This is a genomic window from Paracoccus sp. Z118, assembly GCF_019061185.1.
In the GTDB taxonomy this organism is placed as follows: domain Bacteria; phylum Pseudomonadota; class Alphaproteobacteria; order Rhodobacterales; family Rhodobacteraceae; genus Paracoccus.
In genome coordinates this window covers 1-18368 of record NZ_JAHQZU010000021.1, presented here as the reverse complement: position 1 = coordinate 18368, position 18368 = coordinate 1, and the positions used below count along the sequence as shown (strand labels likewise).

Annotated in this window: 9 protein-coding genes and 2 pseudogenes; 3 read left to right on the top strand and 8 right to left on the bottom strand. The window is 71.2% G+C overall.

The window, feature by feature from the left end; all coding sequences use genetic code 11:
• Window positions 1–56 precede the first annotated feature (56 nt).
• Entirely contained in the window at window positions 57–962 is a 906-nt protein-coding gene (locus KTN05_RS14005; RefSeq protein ID WP_217330027.1) for a LysR family transcriptional regulator, read from the top strand.
• On the opposite strand, the gene KTN05_RS18700 is transcribed toward KTN05_RS14005, so the two are convergent.
• Window positions 901–1239, bottom strand: a complete 339-nt coding sequence (locus KTN05_RS18700) for a LysR substrate-binding domain-containing protein (protein ID WP_371823371.1) — start codon at window positions 1237–1239, stop codon at window positions 901–903. The genes KTN05_RS14005 and KTN05_RS18700 overlap by 62 nt on opposite strands.
• Window positions 1240–1361: 122 nt before the next feature.
• Here KTN05_RS18700 and KTN05_RS13995 point away from each other — a divergent pair.
• Window positions 1362–1596, top strand: a pseudogene (locus KTN05_RS13995) (aldehyde dehydrogenase family protein); the annotation flags it as partial.
• A 188-nt stretch (window positions 1597–1784) separates the two neighbouring features.
• Here KTN05_RS13995 and KTN05_RS13990 read toward each other — a convergent pair.
• The 5 genes from KTN05_RS13990 to KTN05_RS13970 all read right to left on the bottom strand — a co-directional run bounded on the left by KTN05_RS13990 (window position 1785) and on the right by KTN05_RS13970 (window position 13108).
• Window positions 1785–7025 carry a CapA family protein gene (locus tag KTN05_RS13990; protein WP_217330025.1) on the bottom strand — a complete coding sequence of 1747 codons (5241 nt, stop codon included), beginning with the start codon at window positions 7023–7025 and terminating at the stop codon, window positions 1785–1787.
• Window positions 7026–7134: 109 nt separating this feature from the next.
• Entirely contained in the window at window positions 7135–8484 is a 1350-nt protein-coding gene (locus KTN05_RS13985) for an HlyD family type I secretion periplasmic adaptor subunit (protein ID WP_217330024.1), read from the bottom strand.
• The gene (locus KTN05_RS13980) at window positions 8481–10193 is read right to left on the bottom strand and encodes an ATP-binding cassette domain-containing protein (protein WP_217330023.1); all 1713 of its coding nucleotides are present in this window, start codon (window positions 10191–10193) and stop codon (window positions 8481–8483) included. Before KTN05_RS13980 ends, KTN05_RS13985 begins: the two co-directional genes overlap by 4 nt.
• A gap of 10 nt (window positions 10194–10203) precedes the next feature.
• The gene (locus KTN05_RS13975; RefSeq protein ID WP_217330022.1) at window positions 10204–11910 is read right to left on the bottom strand and encodes a transposase; all 1707 of its coding nucleotides are present in this window, start codon (window positions 11908–11910) and stop codon (window positions 10204–10206) included.
• Window positions 11911–12226: 316 nt separating this feature from the next.
• Window positions 12227–13108, bottom strand: coding sequence for an alpha/beta hydrolase (locus KTN05_RS13970; protein WP_217330021.1), 882 nt, complete (start codon window positions 13106–13108; stop codon window positions 12227–12229).
• 362 nt (window positions 13109–13470) lie between these two features.
• On the opposite strand from KTN05_RS13970, the gene KTN05_RS13965 reads away from it, so the two are divergent.
• Window positions 13471–15702, top strand: coding sequence for an AAA family ATPase (locus tag KTN05_RS13965; protein WP_217330020.1), 2232 nt, complete (start codon window positions 13471–13473; stop codon window positions 15700–15702).
• A 194-nt stretch (window positions 15703–15896) separates the two neighbouring features.
• Here the strand turns inward: KTN05_RS13965 and KTN05_RS13960 are convergent, their stop codons facing one another.
• On the bottom strand, window positions 15897–16973 hold the full coding sequence (locus KTN05_RS13960) for a TAXI family TRAP transporter solute-binding subunit (protein ID WP_217330019.1): 1077 nt from the start codon (window positions 16971–16973) through the stop codon (window positions 15897–15899).
• A 40-nt stretch (window positions 16974–17013) separates the two neighbouring features.
• Window positions 17014–18368 (bottom strand): annotated as a pseudogene (locus tag KTN05_RS13955) (hypothetical protein); the annotation flags it as partial.

Here is an 18368-nt window from a genome sequence, read left to right as displayed (position 1 = left end):
GCCGCCCTGCCCGCGCTTGCAAATGCGAAATCCTGCCCGCAAGATGCGGGTTCTGCATGTTAACGGGACGCAAGATGCGGCTGGAATGGATCGAGGACATTCTCGCGGTCGCCGAGACCGGCTCGCTCATCCGCGCGGCCGAGCGGCGCAACCTCACCCAGTCCGCCTTCTCGCGCCGCATCCGCATGATCGAGGAGCAGTTGGGCGCGGAACTGTTCGACCGCACGCGCAAGCCGGTCGAGCTGCACCCCGCCGCCCGCGAGCAATGCGCCGAGATGCGCGATCTGGCGGTGCGGCTGCGGCGGCTGGCGGCGGCACTGGGCGACGATTCCAGCGCCCGCACCCATGTCGTGATCGCCAGCCAGCACGCGATCACGACCGCCATCGCGCCCGGCTTCGTGCGCCGGATCGCCGCCTCGCGCGAGATCGGCATCCGCCTGCGCTCGGGCAATCGGGACAAATGCTACGCCCAGCTTCTGACCCGGCAGGCCGACATCATGCTGTTCTACGCCACCGGCGGCCAGCCTCTGACGATGGAGCCGGGCTTCGTTGAACTGCGCCCTCTGGGGTCCGACAGCCTGATCCCGGTCTTTGCGGCGTCGCGCATGGACGCGCTGGAGGCGGAGATCGCGCGGGGCGAACTGCCGGTCGTCGCCTACCCCGACGACGTGTTCTTCGGCCGCGTCCTGCGGGACGACATCCGCCCCCGCCTTGCCGGGCTGACGCTGCGGCCCAAGGCGGAAACCTCGCTGACGCTGGCCGCGCTGCAACTCGCCGCGACCGGGGTCGCGGTGGCGTGGGTGCCCGAGACGCTGGCGCGGGCGCAGATCCTGTCCGGGCATCTGGCGGATCTGGGCGACCGCTGGGGCGCGCAGCCCCTGCAACTGATGGCGGCCCGCCTCAGGGCCGCCCATTCCGACGTCGCCGGGCAGGTCTGGGAGGCGATCGCCGCGCCCGACTGACCGGGCCGATCATCGCAGGAAATCGCGCTGACCGGCGTGAACCTCGGCCGCGAGAAACTCGGCCGCGGACCCGCGCCACATCGCGCAGGTTCTCGTGGATCGCCAGCCAATAGGATCGCGTGGCCCGCAGCCCCGGCAGGACCCGCACCAGCCGGCCCCCGTCCACATGGTCCCGCGCCAGATAGTCGTGCAGAACGCCTATGCCCGCGCCGGTCCGCACGGCCTCGTCCTCGCCGAACGCGCTCGTCACCTCGACGCGAGAGCGCCAGCCGCGCAGGAACTCGGAGGCGTAGTTCAGGCAAGGTCGGTCGAGGCGGGGCCGGTCTGGCCTGAGCCATCCGCCGTGAATGTCGATTCCTGCAAATCAGTTCCTCGTTCCTGGCGACTGCTTCTCATTACCTGAAATGTGACCCCAAGGCATCAGATCAGGAGGGAACGACGACCGATCTCAGCCACTACGTCTCGGGCGAGCATGTGCCCGGCAAGCGGCCGCTTCGCCGATGTCTTCAACCCCGCTACCGGCGCGGCCGAAAAGCGCGTTCCGCTGGCCTCGACCAGCGAGGTTGGCGAGGCCGTGGCGGCGGCCAAGGCGGCGTGGCCCGCATGGGCAAAGACGACCCCGCTGCGCCGGGCACACAAACGACCGACGCGCTCGCCGCCCGCTCGGGAGGAGTTGCACCGGATTGCATGACATCGGCAGGACGAGAAAAGCTGCGGACCGTCCGCATCAGCGATCCTCGGGCGGCAGGAAATATCCCGCCGGGATGAACGGGGCCCCCAGCCCCGTTCCTGGGGCGCGAAGCCCCGCTCCGGCGCCCCGGCTCAGCCGGAGGTTGCCCTCGCCGCTCCCACGGCCGCCCCGGCCAGCGCCGCCCCCTGCGCCGTTGCATGGGGATCCTCCAGCCTCAACTCCAGGCAGCGGCCTGCCTTGTCGGTGCGGCGCTTGGCGGGAAGACGGAGGCCGCGCGTCAGGGCGGTGACGGCCTCGCCGAACTCCTCTCTGGTGACGGGGCGGCTCTGGAATTTCGTGGCGATGTTGTCGGTCACGATCGGGTAGAGCCGCAGCGCCGTGCCGCCGCCGCCGCGCTTGCCGGGGAAGACCAGCGCCGCCGCAAGGCTGTAGGGCTGCGCGCTGAACTTTCCGTAATGGCCCGGCGAGTTCCAGACAAAGTTGCCGAGGCCGAAGACGACCGGGCGGCCGGCGATCATCTCGACCGTCTGGGCGGCGTGGGTTCCGTGGCCGACGACCAGATCGACCCCCGCCGCGATCAGCCGGGCGGCTTCCTCGCGCTGCGCGTCACTTACCTCCGCGTAGTCGGCGCCCCAGTGCGGATAGGCCACGAAGAACGGCGCCGGCAGGGTCTCGCGCAGGGCGGCAATGCGCTCGCCGATGCGCTCGGCCGCGAGGCGGCTGACGCCGGGGGCCTCGGGGCGGGCATACCAGCGATAGCGGTCCTGATAGCGGTCGCGATGCTCGAAGCCGGCGAAGACGACGAGGCTGCGCTCGTGCCCGCCGACGGTGAAGCGGCGGATGAAGGGCCGCTCGGCCGCGCCCTGATCGCGCCCCGCGCCGAATCCGTCGATCCCCGCCGCCGCCAGCCGGGCGATGGTCGCGTCCAGCCCCGAGGTCCCGCAATCCAGCGCGTGGTTGTTCGCCAGCGAAACGGCGTGGATTCCGGCCTCGACCAGCGCCGCCACCGTCCGCTCGGGGTGCGACCAGCCAAGGTATTTCTTACGGCCCCGCAGCGCACTGTCCGGGCGCGAGGAAAGCGGGGATTCCAGATTGCCGATCACCATGTCCGCCGAGGACAGCAACCCCTCCAGCCTGGCCACCGAATGGCGGTAGCCGTGCGCGTCCAGCATCCGCAGCAGCCCGGCGGCCCGTGGCAGGTGCATGTAGTTCTCGCCAAAGCCGATATCGCCGACCATCAGGAATGTCGCGTTGCCGTTGCGGGGGCGCAGCGGCCCGGTCGCCGAGGGCAGGGTGGCGGTCGGCAGGTCGCTCAGATCGTCCATCACATCCACCGGCGAGACGGCGGGCAGGTCGGCCGTGCGGCTCTCCGTCAGGTCCGTGGGCAGTTCGGCCACCGTATCGGGGGCCGGATGCGCCTGCGCGGGGGGCTGGGGCGGAGCGTCCTGCGGCGCCGGCGCGGCCTTCCTCGTCCGCCGGGCGAGGCCGAGCGCCAACAGCACGCGCCTGCGCGCGGCCGGATCGTCCGGTGTCAGGATGCGGTTTCCGCTCAGCCGGGTCAGCACATTGCGGGCCGTGTCAAGCGCAGAGACTTCGCCTCCACCCTCGTCCCCGTCCTCCGCAGGGATGATCGCGAAGTCGATCCGCTCGACGCCAAGGCCGTGTTCAGCCAACCCGGCGGCGGTGGTGTGGATCAGGACCGCGTCCACCTCCTTGTCCCAGGCGATGGCGCCCGTGTCCTTCAGGCGCCGCGTTTTCGGGGAGAGGCCGTCTACCCCCTCGGTCACCACGCCCAGCATCAGACCGGCGCGGGCGGCGGCCCGTTCGGCAGCGCGGCGCAGTTCGGCCGTTTCCTCGCCCGTGCCGACAAGCACGACCGCCGGACAGCGGCTGGGGGCGCCGTCCTTGAACAGCATCTCCAGCACGGCACCCGCGACGCCCCGCACCTTCCCTTCGGACACGCCGTAATGCAGGCGCAGGCTGGGGCGGGTGCTGACATCGCAGATGACGCCGCCGGTTTCCTCGGCCGGGCGGGTGATGTCAGTGGTCACGAAGTCGATGCCGCAGACGTCAATGCCGAGCACCGTCGCGGCGCGTTCGGCGATCCGGCGGATCTCGGGGTGAACGGCATCCGTCGCGTCCACCATGTCGCCGCCATAGGCGCCCGAGGGCTGGCGGCGCAGCGGCACCACGCGGTCATGGGCGGGCACGGAATCCGGCGTCAGCCCCTGTTCGGCCAGAAGCGCCACGGCCTCGCCATCCAGCGCCAGCGGCACCAGCGATTGCGGGCGGCTGGCAAGGCGGCGGTCGCGCTCGGGGCGGTCGTTCTCGCGTTCCACCAGCACGCGGATGGTGCTGGCGCCGTCGCCGGTCACCTGCGCGGGGCGGCGGCGGGCGGCGGCGGTGAGGCGCCCGCCGACCACGAGCAGCCGGTATTCGTCGCCCGGCGCAAAGGATTCCACCACCGCTTCGGACGAAACCGCCAGCGCCCGGTGCAGCGCGGGCAGAACGCCCGCGTCGCCGGTGATGCCGGTCGTGACCGCGCGTTCCTTGCTGCCGGAAGCGGGCCGGATCGTGACGGGGAAGCCGACGGCGTCGGCGGCCTCAAGCGCCTCGGCCTCGGTCCGCAGGAAACGCTGGCGCGGCACCGGCAGGCCCGCCGCGGCAAGGATGCCCGCGGTGGCGGCCCGCGATTGCGCGAGGCGGCGGCCGATCAGCGAGGTGTTGGTAGTTTCCGTCCCCGACATCACATGGGCGAACCGGCCCGAACCGAGGCGCAGGAAGTTCGTTCCCTCGACCACCCCCCAGCCAATGCCTTTCCGCGTCGCCTCGCGCGCGATCTCCAGCGCGTCGGCGAGGGGGCGTTCCTTGCCGGTCGCCTGCTGCAGGGCCGAGGTTTCCTCAAGAAAGATCGACTGAAGCTCGCTTTGGGATTTCCCGTCGAGCAGCGCCGAGGCGAGCGACAGCGCAACCCCCGCGGCGCCGATCCCGGTGGCCGGGGTCGCGATCTCGAACACCGCGACGGCGTCGCCCACGCCGGTTTCGGCGGCGGCTTCGGGGACGGCTTCGGCGGCGGGCGCGGGCCATGCCTGCTCGGCCTCGGCGCGCCAGGCGCAGAAGCGGACCGGCCAGCCGATATAGCGCTGCACCGCAACGGCCAGCACCTCGATCACGGCAGCAAGCGGCACCGGGCCGGTCGCGGCAGAAATCCGGCGCCAGCCGCCGAACTCGGACACCTTGTCGCTGAGCGGCGGCAGGATCGCGGCAAGCGTCTGCGCCATCAGCGCCGGCATGACCGTGCCCGCGCCGATGATCGGAAGCTCGGCCACGGGGCGGCGGGCATAGGGGTTGCCAGAGCCGAAAAGCCGCGGCTCGCGCGTTTGCAGCGGTCCGCTGCGCGGGCGCTTCACGCTGTCGTCCTGCGGGGCCAGCAGGGCAGGCTTGCGTCGCCGGGGCAGCGTCTCGGGCGCTGGCGCTTGCGCCTTCGCGTCGGGCGGCGCGGCCGTGCCCGGCCTGACCAGCGGCCGTGCAGGGCGCAGCTTGCGGCCAAGCTCGACCGCCTCGTAGCTGCGCTGGCTGAGGTCGGGATCGTCGAGCGCCACCACCTTGCCGCGGGCCACCCGTTCCAGCGCGCGGCGGGCGCGGCGGGCGATGCTGCCCCCCTCGCCCGCCTGCACGACGGCGAGTTCCACCCGGTCGTAGCCAAGCCCCCAATCGACGAACTGGCGCGGCGTCAGGACGACGATGCCGAGATTCACCTCGGTATCCAGATCCAGCGCCTGCTGGCGTTCCGCGAACACATCCTTGTCGCCGCCGTCCGGCCCCCCCAGGGCCGAGATGATGGCGACGTTATAGCCGCGCCCCTCCCAGTCGGTGCGGATGGCGTTCTCGACCGCCTCGTCGCCTTCGTCCCTCAGCACCGCGATGATGGGAAAGCCCGTCCGCTTGCCCCGCGGATAGAGCATGTCCACCACCGCCACGGCCCCGTTCCTGCGCTGACCTTCCGAGGCCCACTGGTGAAGGCTCAGGTCGGGCAGCGTGTTGACCTCGCAGATCGCGCCGCCGGTCTCGTGATGGGGGCGCGAGATGTCGGTGGTGATGAAGTCGATGCCGCAGACCGAGATCCCCATGACGGCGGCGACCCGCTCGGACATCGTGCGAATGGTGGGGTGGACCGTCTCGGTCACGTCGGTCTTGTGGCCGTAGGGCGAGTTGGGGACGTGGCGCAGCAACACCCAGCGGCCCGCCTCGGGCACGCTTTCGGGCGTCACGCCCTGCTCTGCCATGAGCGCCAGCATCTCGTCGTCCAGCACGATCGGGTCCATCGTCACCCGGCCGCCGGCCTGACGCTCGGGGTGCTTGTTCTCCTCGGCGATCAGCTCCTCGATGGTGTGCACCCCGTCACCGAGAACGCGCGGCGGATGCCGCAGTGCGGCCGCGAAAAGCCGCCCGCCGATCACGCTGATGCGGATGGTTTCGCCGGGGATCTGCGCCTCGATCGCCACGACGCGGGAGACGGTCTGCGCCTCGGCAAAGGCTTTCGCGACCTCCTCGTCGGTCCTGACATTGACCGACACGGCGCGGCCCTCGCTGCCGTCCATCGGCTTGACCACGACCGGATAGCCGATGGCCTGCGCGCAGGTGATGGCGGTGTCCACCCTGCGCGCGGTCCGCTGCGCCGGGACCGGCAGCCCCGCCGCCGCCAGCAGGTTCCGCGTGACGTCCTTGCGTTTGGCGAGGTTGCTGGCGATGCACGAGGTCAGGCTGGTGTCGAAGCCCCGCAGGATCTCGCCCTGCCGCCCCCGGCCGAGCCGTACGAACCGGTTGCCCGGCAGCGTCCGCCACGGAATGCCGCGCTTGTTGGCCTCGCTCACGATGGTGATCTCGGCCCGGTGGGGGGTGTCGTAGGCTGTCCTGCGGCGGAAGATCCTGAACGCATCGGCAAGGATCGTCGCGGCCTCGCTTTCAGGCGACAGGTCCAGCCGCGTGGCAACGTCGGCGGCCATCCGGCCCGCGGTCCGCCCGCTGAACGTCTGCCGGGCCTCGAATACCACGATGCGGCGATCCCCGGTTTCCGGCGCGGCAGAGCGCCGGGCCGCCCCGAGGCTTTCCATCAGGGTGACGGGCCAGCCGAGCGAGCGTTGCAGCATGATCGCCAGAAGCTCGACCGCCATGGCGACGGGAACGGACTCGCGCTCTTCGCGCACCAGTTGCCAGCCGGGAAAGTCGAGAACCTCGTCGCGCAGGATGGGCATCCCATCGGCGAGCTTCCTGATCCAGCCGGCGGAGAACTCGGCCGGGTGGCCGTCATCCAGCCGCAATTCCATGCGGACGACCGGCTTGCGGGAATGGACGTTTCCGGCGGCCAGCATCCGGGACCGCACGACTTTCAGAGCCCCGGCCCGGACAGCGGGCGACGCGCCCTCCACGATGTCCGCGCCTTCGTGGGCAGCATTCAGGGTTGGTCGCACGTCGTCCATATCAACTCTCCCGCAAGGCAAAACTGAGATTTCTGAGGATGGGCGCCGACAGGTAGTCCCAGGCCGTGCGCGCGCCCGTCTTGATCATCACATCCGCGCTCATGCCCGCCTGAAGCGGCACGCCGGCGCGTTCCACGGCCTCGGCCTGCATCTCGACGCGGGCGGTGTAATAGGCCCGCCCGCTGCGCGGGTCGATTACCCGGTCGGCCGAGACCGTCTGCACCTTCGCCTCGATCCCGGTCTGGGTGCGCCGGCTCAGCGCCGTCAGCCAGACCGTCGCCGGCAGGCCGGGGGCCACCTGATCGATGTCCAGCGGGTCGATGGTCGCCTGCACCACCAGCCGGTCGCCCACCGGCACCACGTCCAGCAGCGGCTGACCCGCGCTGACGACCCCGCCGATGGTGTGGACGTTCAGCCCCACCACCGTCCCCTCGATGGGAGAGCGGATCGTCGTCCGGTCCATGATGTCCCGCGCGGCGGCGAGCCGCTGGCCCAGCTCATAAGCGCGGGTCCGGGTCTGGCGCAGCTGCTCCTCGACTTCGTTGGCCATCTGCGCCTCAAGCTCTGCCATCCGCAGGCGGGCCTCCTCGACCCGCTGCTGCGCGACGCCGATGGAGGCGCGGTGCTCGCTGATGGTGCCGTCGATATCCGCCTCGGACCGGCGCAGCGCCAGCACGCGCGGCGCCTCGATCAGCCCGCGCGCCAGAAGCTGGTCGGCGCTGGAAAGCTCCTGCTCGATCAGCGCAAGCTGGCGTTCGGACGAGTCGATCTGCCCTTCCAGCCCGGAAATCTCGCTTTGCAGGGCGCTCTGCGTGCGCTCAAGGATGTCGAGCCGCTCCTTCAGCAGCGCGCGGCGGCTGGCGAAGATGCTTTCCTGCCCGGCGATGGCGGTCTGCACCGCCATGTCGCCGACCTTCTCGCGCAGCTCGTCCGGCAATTCGATCCGGTCCAGCCCGTCACGCTCGGCCACCAGCCGCGCCTCGGTCGCGCGGGTCTCGAAATACTGCGCCTGCACCTCGTTCAGCGTCGCCTCGGGATGGGTGCTGCCGAGGCGGATCAGCACGTCGCCCGCCTGAACCCTGTCGCCCTCGCGCACGACGATTTCCTTGACGATGCCGCCTTCCAGATGCTGCACCGTGCGGACGTTGCTTTCGACCGACAGGACGCCCGGCGCGACCACCGCGCCCTCGATGGGCGCCATCGCCGACCACGCCGCGAAGGCACCCGAGAACAGCGCGATGACGGCGAAACCCGACAGGATGAGGCCGATCCCAAAGGGACGGGGGTTCGGGAAGCCGCCCTTGCCGGGGGCGCGCAGTTCGTTCCCGCTGAAATCGGGGCGGCCGGTCATGTGACGCTCCTCAGTTCGGCCTTGCCGTCGGAGGAGGATTTCTCGCGCCCCTCCGCCTCGCGCAGCTCATGCCGGTCGCCGCCGAGGATCAGGAACTTGTCGGCCATCCGGCTGAGCGGAGTGGAGTGGACCGCCTGCGTGGCGACGATGGTGCAGCCCTCGGCCTTGAGCTGCTTCAGCGCGCCCCCAAGCTCGCGCCGCGAGGCGTCGTCGAGGTTCGCCATCGGTTCGTCCAGCACGATGATGCGCGGCTTGCCCAGGAATGCCCGCGCCAATGCGATCCGCTTGCGCTCGCTGCCCGAAAGCCCGATCGCCTCGGGGCCGATGGGGGTGTCGTAGCCCTGTGGCAGGGCGATGATGCGGGCGTGGATGCCCGCGAGCCTGGCCGCCTCGACCACCTGGGAAAAGGCCACGTCGCCCAGGCGGCCGATATTCTCGCGCACGGTGCCGGTGAAGATTTCGGTGTGCTGCGGCAGGTAGCCGACGAGGCCGGACCGCATCTCGGCCGGCAGGCGCCCGATCTCCACGTCGCCGAGCCGCACCTGACCGTAGCGCGGCTCCAGCACGCCGACGATCATCCGCGACAGGGTGGTCTTGCCGGTGCCGGCGGGGCCGGTGATCAGCAGCCCCTCGCCGGGGTCGAGTTGCAGGGTCAGGCGCTTGATGACGTCCTCGCGCTGGCCCTGATGGCGGAACGAGGCCTTGTCGAAGATCAGCGGCGCCTGCTCGGTGCCGGGCAGGACCGAGGCTTGCCTCGCCCCGTCGTCCGCCAGCCGCTGCTTGAGGCTCGCATAAGCCATCCGCGCCTCGCGCAGCGATCGCCAGTTGCGCGCCGCCCGTTCGCACAGGGTGAAGCCGAAGCCCGCCATCACCCGCGCCGCGAAGATGCCGCCGACCGTCAGCACATCGGTGATCGTCAGCCACAGCCCGAAGGCCAGGATGCCGATTTTCAGGACCTCGCCCACGCCCCGGATGAAGATGCGAAAGAAGTTCTGCCGCGCCTCGATGCGCTCGCGCTCGGTAAGCCGCCCGTCGGCGGTGCGCTGCCAGCGTTCGGTGAGGACCTGCGACATCGACAGCGCGCCCACGCTTTCGCGGTTGCGCTCGGCGTCCAGCACCAGCCCCCCCGCCTCGCGCGAGGCGTCGTTGGAGACGCGGCGCGGGTCGCGCGTGCTCCATTCCTGAGCGATGGCGAGAACGACCAGCAGCCCGGTTCCCACCAGCGCGATCATCCCGAGCGTGGGGTGGATCAGCCAGGTGCCAAGGATGAAGACCGGCGCCCACATCACGTCCAGCCACGAGGCCGCCGCCGCCGAGACGAACGAGCGGACCCGCCCAAGATCGCTCAGCGCGCGGTTGATGTCGGTCGAGGGTTTCGGCCCCGGAGCGGCGAGTTCCTGCGCGACCAGCCGCGGGCCGAAGCGCCGTTCGATCCAGATGGACCAGCGGGTGAGCATCCGTCGCCGCACCATCTCAAGCGCGAGCGCCGCCACCACTGCCACGAGGACCATGATCGTCAGCATCACGAGGGTTTCCAGGCTGCGGCTGACGGGGATCCGGTCCAGTACCTGCAACAGATAGAGTGGCGTGGCAAATTTCAGGATGTTGATGAAGGCCGTAAAGAGGATCAGGACGACGATCCCCCCGCGCGAGGCCCGCCACGCCTCTGTGACAGCCGTGTCGCCGCCCGCCTTGCGCCGCCTTACCACCGGCCCGGTCTTAACGCGGCACGGCGAAGGCGCCGCCGCCTTCGGCGGTCATGCGCTCGGCGCCTTGGGGCAGTTCGCCGGCCATGCCGCTCAGCGCATCGGCGGGATCGTCCTCATCTTCCTCGATCCCCATGACGGCGGCGTCGGTGCCTTCCTCCCCGGCCCAGCCTCTCGGCGCGGGCATCGCGGCAATGTCCGGGCCGTTCGACGCTGCGGCGTCTCCCACCAGATGCCCGACCCGCGAGGCGACGATCAGCGCGTCCGCCGGGCCGAGCGCCGGCCCGCCGAGGGATCGCAGCAGCCCCAGCAGCGCGGCATCTCGCGCCGTGGCGTGGGGGGCGCGCAGCACGGCCTCGACCTCGCCCGGCCTGATGGCCGCATCGAGGAACGAGGGCGCATAGGCCCCCTGCCGCAGCCGCGGCACCTTGAGATCCACCGGCCCGAGGCTGCTGGCCCAGACAAAGCGGCGAAAGCCGTTGCGGCGGTTGGTCCGGCCCGCGGACGCGGTCCCCACCCCGCAGCAGGCGGCGATTTCCTGATCCATCAGGTATTCCGCCACCCGGCCCAGCACCTCGCGGCCCTGCTCGGCCGGGTTCCGGTGCAGCGGCAGCGCCGTCACGCGGCCATCGGCGGTGACGGCAGCAGCAGCGGCGGGACCATCCGCGCCCTGCCCGAGCGCGATCGGCCCCGCTTCAACAGGCATGGCCGCCTTCGCCAGCGCCACCAGCGAGTGCCGCTGGAAACGCGAGGCCGCGAAGGCCTGCGCGGCGCGGCGCTGCACCTCTGGGACCAAAGCGCCGTCCTGAAGCTCAAAGGGGGAATAGACGCGCATCCCGGTGACGGCCTCGGCCTCGCGCACGCCAAGCGGCGACATCCCGATCCGCCCGCTGAGACCCAGCACGTTGTGCCCGGTCTCGACCAGTTCGCGATAGCCGCAGATCGCCCCCATCGCGTCATAGGCGGCGAAGGTGCAGCCCAGCGTGATCGACCGCAACGCCTCGTTGCGGATGAGTTGGGCGGTTTCCTTCTGCTGGAGGCCATCCGCGATCTCGATCACCGCCACCGCGCAGCCCTGCGCCGCGACGTGGTTGATCAGCCGCCACGCGCCCTTCTCGACCTCGTCGATGGGCACCAGATAGGTGCTGGCGAAGCCCGCATCCGTGAAGTCCAGCGACTGGTCGGCGCCCGCGTCGCGCACGATCCACATGTCGCCGCCCGCGCCGGTGCCGGTGATCTTCAGCGCCGCGACCTTCAGCCCCAGCCGCCTGAAGCCCCGCACCAGCGAGGTCGAGGTCAGCGTCTTGCCCGTGTTCATCGACGTGCCGAGCGACAGCACCACCGGCAGGTCCGGCACCTCCTCGGATGCCTCGATGCGGAAGCGCGACAGGTTGATCCGCTCGCCCTGCGCGTCGCCGATCAGCCCCAGCGGGGTGATCTGCGTCGGCGGCAGCATCCGCACGTGGCGCGACAGCTCCATCCCCGCGAGGCCGCCGGCGGCCACCAGATCGCAGGGACCGAGATCGTGGCTGACGACTGCCTCGAACTGGTCGGGTGCGTAGCGGTTGCCATAGCTCACCACGATCTCGTCGCCGGGGAACATATGCGCTCGGCGCCCGTCCGTCAGTTCCAGCTTGGTCTGCTTGCCGAGCGCCGTCACCCGCGCCAGCACGAGATCGCCCGCCGACGGGCGCAGATCCCCGGTAATCAGGGTCGCCATCGCCGTTGGCGAGGCGCGGCGGGTGCTGAATGCGCGTTTCGCCCGACTTATGCGGTAACTGTCCAATGCGGCAATAGCCATAGCCTTCCCCCGGAACTGGCTGCTATCCTTTTCGATGCGCGAGGCACCGCCGGCACGGTCGTGATGACGCGATTAAGAATTGCATGAGAGCCGAAAAGCAACCGGAAAGAATCGCCGCGGGCAAACAAAATCACGGCAGCGACAATTCGCGTTCAGGGCGCAAACACCGGGTGTAATTCCATTTCCGATTGAATCGATTGTCCCAGCACAATTTGCCCGCACCGGCGAATGGAAATCAATCGCCCGAGCTTTCCGCCCCAAACCCCATAGCCTCCAGCATTTCCGGCGAGCGCATCATCTGCCCCCCCGCATGGGCGATGCCCTCGGCGGTCACGAGCCGCCAGTTGAACACCCAGCCCCGCGCCTCGGCCACCTGCCGCGCCGCCTCGAACACGTTGTGCCCGCGGTCGAGCCGGTTCTCTCCCTGACGCCGCGCGGGGCGGTTGTTGGTCAGATCCTCGTCGCCGGTATCCTCGCCCCCCAGGAACACCGTGACCGGCGCGGCGAGGTAGTCGCGCAGCATCGCTTCCTCGGCCGCGTCCCCGCCGAGGCGGTCGAAGCCATAGGGGGCGTTCTCGTCGGTATCCGGCCAAACATAGGTGGAGGGGTTGGCGATGACGATGCGCCGCGCCTCGCCCGGCGGGTCGTAGGCGGCCACGCGCGACAGGAACTGCCCGCCGGCGGAATGGCCGAACAGATAGGCCGGGGCGTCCGCGCGCCCCTCCTCGGCCTGCGCCCAGTCGATCAGGTCGTCCACCATATCCGCCGTCCAGATCGCCTCGGGCTGAAGCTCGCCGTCGCGTACCAGCCCGCCCCGGTGATAGCGCCAGTTGGGAAACCGCTCCTTGTCGAACAGCGGCGCATAGATCACGAGGCAGGCGCGGTCGGCCAGCGGCCGGGCGGCATCGCGGTATGATTCCGCCGTCCGCCCGTTGCCATGAAACACCAGCAGGATCGACGGTTGCGCGCAACCCGCGGGGCGGTAGGTATAGACCTCGATCTCATCGCCCTTGATTCGGGCCTCGGCTCGCCCCTCACCAAGCGATTGCGCGAAAGCCGTCCCAAGAGGCAGCGCCCCCAGCAATGCGGTCAATACCCAGCCAAGGATGCGCGCCACGAACTCCCCCCGTTCCGGCCGGCTGCGCTGAATGGATAAGGCGAACGCAGGCGGCGGCGGCGAGTGTAATCCGCGAAAGCAATTCCGATCAATGCGCGTGGCGCGGCGCCCGTTTCGCAATTCCCGCTTAACGGGACTGGCGTTCACCGTATGGTTGTGCCGGAAATACCTGACAATTTCTGCGGCATTGCAGGCGCGGAAACAGGGGCTGCGACGTTCCATCCATTCCCCGCCCGTTGCAATGCCGCAACTGCGGCTGGAAAAGCGCCACAGCCGCAAATGCGCCGTCCTCGGCGCGCCCCATGACGCCGCATCGCTTGCGCGGCTGCGGGTGAATGGGCCACATTCGCAGGGCCATGTCCGTGACCTATCTCGATCATTTCGGCCTGCGTCAGGCGCCGTTCGGCAACACGCCGAGCCCGGCCCTGTTCTACAATTCGCGGGGCCATCAGGCTGCGCTGGACTGGATCGAGGACGGGGTCGCCGCCCGCGCCCCCCTCCTGCTGCTGACGGGTGAGGAGGGGTCGGGCAAGACCACGCTGCTGCGCCTCGTGCTGGAGCGGAACGACAGCGAGTGGATCATCGGCCTCGTCTCGGCCCTTCACCCTCGGCCGGAGAGCATCCTCGTGCAGGTCCGCCAGGCCCTTGGACTGCCCGGTCAGGGCGGCGATCCGGCGCAGGTTTCCCGGCAGATCCGCCGCTTTGTCGAGATGACGCGGGCGCATGGCGGCTTCACCGTGCTGGTGGTGGACGACGCGCAGGCGCTGGCGGCGGACAGCCTCGCCGCGCTCGCCGCGCTGACGGCGGATGACCGGAAGGGCACGAAAATCGGGCTGACGCTGCTGCTGGTGGGCCAGCCGGAACTGCCCGCGCTGCTGGACGCGGCGGAGCTGCCCGGCCTGGCGGCAACCGAGGTCGCCCCCGCCGTCCTGCCCCCGCTCGGCGCCGGGGAAACCGTGGGCTATGTCGAGCATCGTCTGGCGAAGTCCGGCGCGGACGGGCCGATCTTCGACATGGGCGCGATGCCGATCCTTCATTCCTTCGGGCTGGGCCTGCCCCGGCTCATCAACGTCATGGCCGATTACTGCCTTGCGACCGCCGCCGCCGAGGGGGTGTCGCGGCTCGACGGCGCATGGGTCAGCGCGGTGCTGCACGAGGCCGACGCCTCCGGCCTGCTGAACCAGCTTGCCGAGCAGGCGGCGGCGGGAGCCCCGCAACCCGTCGCCCCGGCCCCCGCTGCGGCGTCCCCCTTCGCCCCGGCGTCCCCCTTCGCCCCGGCGTCCCCCTTCGCCCCGGCGTCCCCCTTCGCCCCGGCGTCCGCCGCGCCGCCCGCAGGGACCGCCCCCGGCGGGCGAGAGCCGCCCTCTCGCGCCACGGGCGAGGCGCAGCAATCCCCTTACCTCCTGGTCGGCCCGACGCCCCACGCCCCACCGCGCAGGGGCGGGTCGGGCCTCGGCCTCTGGCTGCCCGCGGCGGTGCTGGCGCTGGCCGGCGGCGCGGGCTTCCTCTGGTCCCAGCAGCAGCAGGAGCAGCCCCCCGCCCCCCTCGCCGCAACCACGGCCCCCGCCGGAACGGCGGCGGGAGAGCAGGCGGCGGGAGAACGGACGGCGGTGGAGCGGACGGCGGGAAAGCGGACGGCGGGAGAGCGGACGGCGGCAGCCCCGGCGCAGCAACCGGCAGCGACGGCCTCTGCCCCGCCGCAAACGGCGGCCACCGCCCCGGCGCAGCCTGCCCCCGCGCAACACACCTCGGCGGGGCGGGAAGCCACCTCGCCCGCGCAGCCCACCACGGCCCGACCGGCAACCACCTCGCCCGCGCAGCCCACCACGGCCCGACCGGCATCCACCTCGCCCGAGCAGCCCACAACGGCGGAGCGGGAAGCCGCCGCCCCCGTGCAGCCCACCACGGCGCAACCGGCAGCAGCCCCCGCGCAGCAATCGTCACCGGCAACCACCACCGCCGCGCAATCGTCAGCGGCAACCACCGCTCCCGCACCCCCTGCTCCGCCGCAACCACCAGCGGCGTCCCTCCCCCCCGTCCCCGTCACCCCGGAACCCGCCGTCGCCGAGCTGATGCAGCGCGCGTTGGAGATCGAGGCGCAGGACCCCGCCGGGGCCGCCCTCGCCTATGCTCGCGCGGCCCTGCGGGGGCGCGAGCGGGCGGCCTATTACCTCGGGCAGCTTCAGGAGACCGGCAGCCCGCCCGACCCCGGCCTTGCCCGGCTGTGGTATGCGGCGGCCCCGGATCTCGCGGCGGCGCAGCGGCGGCTGCGCGTCCTGTCGGCGGCCGAGGCCCCGCCCGGAACCCCGGCCGCGCCGGTCCCGGCCTTTCAGGCCCGGCTGGAGGGGGGCGCCAGCGAGATGATCTGGCGCGTGCCGGGCGGCGTCACCCCCGTGCGTTTCCGGGTCGAGCTGCTCGGCCCGGACGAGCAGCCCCTGCCCGCGCAGATGACAAAGATTCCCGGCCTGATCGCGCCCGTGCCGGTGGGTGCGTGGCGCGTGATCGCCATCGGCGCGAACGGCACCGAAAGCCCGCCATCGGCCATGGTCCGCATGACCCCGGACGGCCAAGGCGAAAGCGCCGCAGGGCGTTAGAATATCAGGGAAAAAACCATACCGGGGGGCGGGTCGGCCCCCCGGTATCATACTCGAAAACAATCGCCCGAACCGGCACTCGATAACTGATGTGACACTACGCCACCGGCCGCCTGTCGCCTACTTGACATATTATACAGGTTTCCCGCCGCCGCCTGCCCCGAACCCCGCAAAACCGCCCGATCAGCAGCCGATCAGCACCCGATTGTCGCGCAGATATATTCGCGGTAGGCGCGATTCGCGTCGCTTTCGGCGGGCTCCGCCGTTGGCTCGGGCGGGGCGGCGCTGGCGAGCGGGGCGGTGCATCGAAGCTCATACCCCGGCTGAAGCCCCGCGTTCACGCAGTTGCCGATATCCCAGCCCGGCGGGATGTCCTGAAGATCGACGTTCCGCCACTTGGGATGGCCGCTTTCCTGCAACTGCGGCAGATGCGTCAGCATCAGATGCGACAGGTCCGACACCGCCTTGCAGCTCTGCTGCTGATACATGTTGCCGCGCGGGTCGTAGTCGAAGGTCATCAGCAGCGCCTTGACCGCGATCCCCTCCACCGCCTCGGGCTGGAAGGGATAGGTGTTCGCGGGGATCGTCGTCTCGGCATAGACGCTTTCCAGCGTGTCGTCGGTGATCGGCACCAGGCCGAACCGCTCGCCGTCGATGTCGCCTTCCGCGAACAGCGCCGTGGGCGCGCCGGCGACATAGAAGAAGGCGTCGATCTCTCCGGCCTTCAGCGCGGGCAGCGCGTCGGCGGGCGCGATCAGCCGCCGCTCGGCCGGTTCGGTGCCGGTCAGGTCCAGCACCAGCGAGGCGGTGAGGAACGTGCCGCTGTTCTCGACCCCGATCGCCACGCGCTTGCCGGCAAGGTCGGCCACGCTGTCGATGTCAGAGGTGGCGAGCAGATGCACCTCCTCGTCGTAAAGCGGAAAGGCGATGCGGACGCCGTAGATGGCGCGGGCCACGTCGGGATCGTTGGCGGAGTAGGTCTTGAGATATTCCAGCACGTCGTTCTGGACGATGCCGAACTGGGTGTTGCTGCGCCGCCGCACGGCCATGAAGTTTTCCAGCGAGCCGGCGGTTTCCACCACGTCCAGCGTCTGGCCGCATTGCGCCATCAGCCCGGACAGGTCGCGGCCGATCTGGACATAGGTGCCGGTCGCACCGCCGGTCATCACCGCCTTGCCGAATTCCTGCGCGGCGGCCGGGCCTGCGCCGAGCGCCAGCGCGGCCGTCAATGCAGCCGCCGGTCCCGGCCCGAGCCATCTGGTCTTGCCCATCTCGTCTTTCCTCCCTTTCCGGCTCTGCGGGCCGGCGATGTCAGTTGCAGGGCCCCAGCCCGGCCACCAGCGCGAGCAGGTTCTGCCGGTTGATCTGCCCGTAGGCCCCCCTCAGCGCCTCGGGCGGACACTCCCCCCCGGTCAGCCGCCGCCGGAGATCCTCCCGCTCCGCCCCCGACCCAAGCGCCGGAGCCCCCGCGAGCGCCGCCTCGATCTGCCGGGAGGTCCAGCGGGGGGCGGTGGTTTCGGCGGGGAGTGTCGCCTGCGCTGCCGCTGTTTCACCGGCGGGCGCAGGTGCCTGCGCCGTTGCTTCACCGCCAAGCGCGGACGACCCGGCAGGCGCGGATGCGATTCCGCCCGCAGGCGCCGTCTCCCCGGCGGCCGCGGTTGCCCCAGCCGATACCCCTGCGGAAGCGCCCGCCGCCTGCGCGGCCGCCGCTTCATCGGCCGGGGAGGACCCCGTTTCACCAGCCGCAGCGATCTCTCCTGCGGGCAACACCGTCGCCACGTCGGACACGGCCTCCTCTACGGACGCCGCCGGTTCCCTCGAAGGCGAGAGCAGACCCACCTGCTCCTGCTGTTCGGCGATCAGCCGCGCGACCTCCTGCTCCGCCGCGTCCCGCGCGGCGGTCATCCGGTCGAGCTGCCCGGTTGTCTCGGCCAGCGCCGCCTCGGCCGTGGCGCGACGTTCCTGCGCGGCGGCCGCGGCCTGCTCGGCCTCGTCCCTGCGCCGCTCGGCCTCCAGCGCGGCCGCCGTCGCCGCCGTCTGCCGGGTCGTCGCCTCCTCGAGCCCCTGCCGCAACTCCGCCGCGCCCTGCTCCGATTGGGAAAGCGCCGCTTCCGCCTCGGCCCGCCGGGCCTCCAGAGCCGCAACCTCCGCCGCCACCGCGTCCCGCTGCGCAGCCACGTCGGCAACCTCCGCCAGCGCCGCTTCCGCCTCGGCCCGCCGGGCCTCCAGCGCCGCAACCTCGTTCTCCACCGCATCCCGTTGCGCGGTCAGGTCGGCGGCCTCCGTCAGCGCGGCTTCCGCTTCGGTGCGGCGGGCGATCAGCGAGGCGATCTCGTCCTCTGCCTCGGCGACCTGCCCGGCGAGTTCATCGGCCCGCCCCTGCGCCGCGTCGAGGGCGTCCTGCGCGTCGGCATTCCGCCGCTCCAAGGCCGCGCGCTGCTGCCCGAGATCGGCGAGCCCCGCCTCGGCCTCCGCCGTCTGCTGCCGCAATTCCCCAAGCCGCGCCTCGGCTTCCGCCAACGCCGCCTGCCCCTCGCCCGCGTCCTCCGCAGCCTCCCGCAGCGCCGCCAGTTCCTGCTGCGCCGCGTCCAACTGCGCGGTCAGGTCAGCCCGCGCCGCCTCGGCCTCCTGCCGGGCGGTGTCGGCATCGACCAGCCGCGCCTCCG

Coding starts and splice junctions, on each gene's coding strand:
- KTN05_RS14005 (WP_217330027.1), top strand. CDS start 57: ATGTTAACGGGACGCAAGATGCGGCTGGAATGGATCGAGGACATTCTC.
- KTN05_RS13990 (WP_217330025.1), bottom strand. CDS start 7,025: ATGCTGGCCGCCGGAAACGTCCATTCCCGCAAGCCGGTCGTCCGCATG.
- KTN05_RS13985 (WP_217330024.1), bottom strand. CDS start 8,484: ATGACCGGCCGCCCCGATTTCAGCGGGAACGAACTGCGCGCCCCCGGC.
- KTN05_RS13975 (WP_217330022.1), bottom strand. CDS start 11,910: ATGGCGACCCTGATTACCGGGGATCTGCGCCCGTCGGCGGGCGATCTC.
- KTN05_RS13960 (WP_217330019.1), bottom strand. CDS start 16,973: ATGGGCAAGACCAGATGGCTCGGGCCGGGACCGGCGGCTGCATTGACG.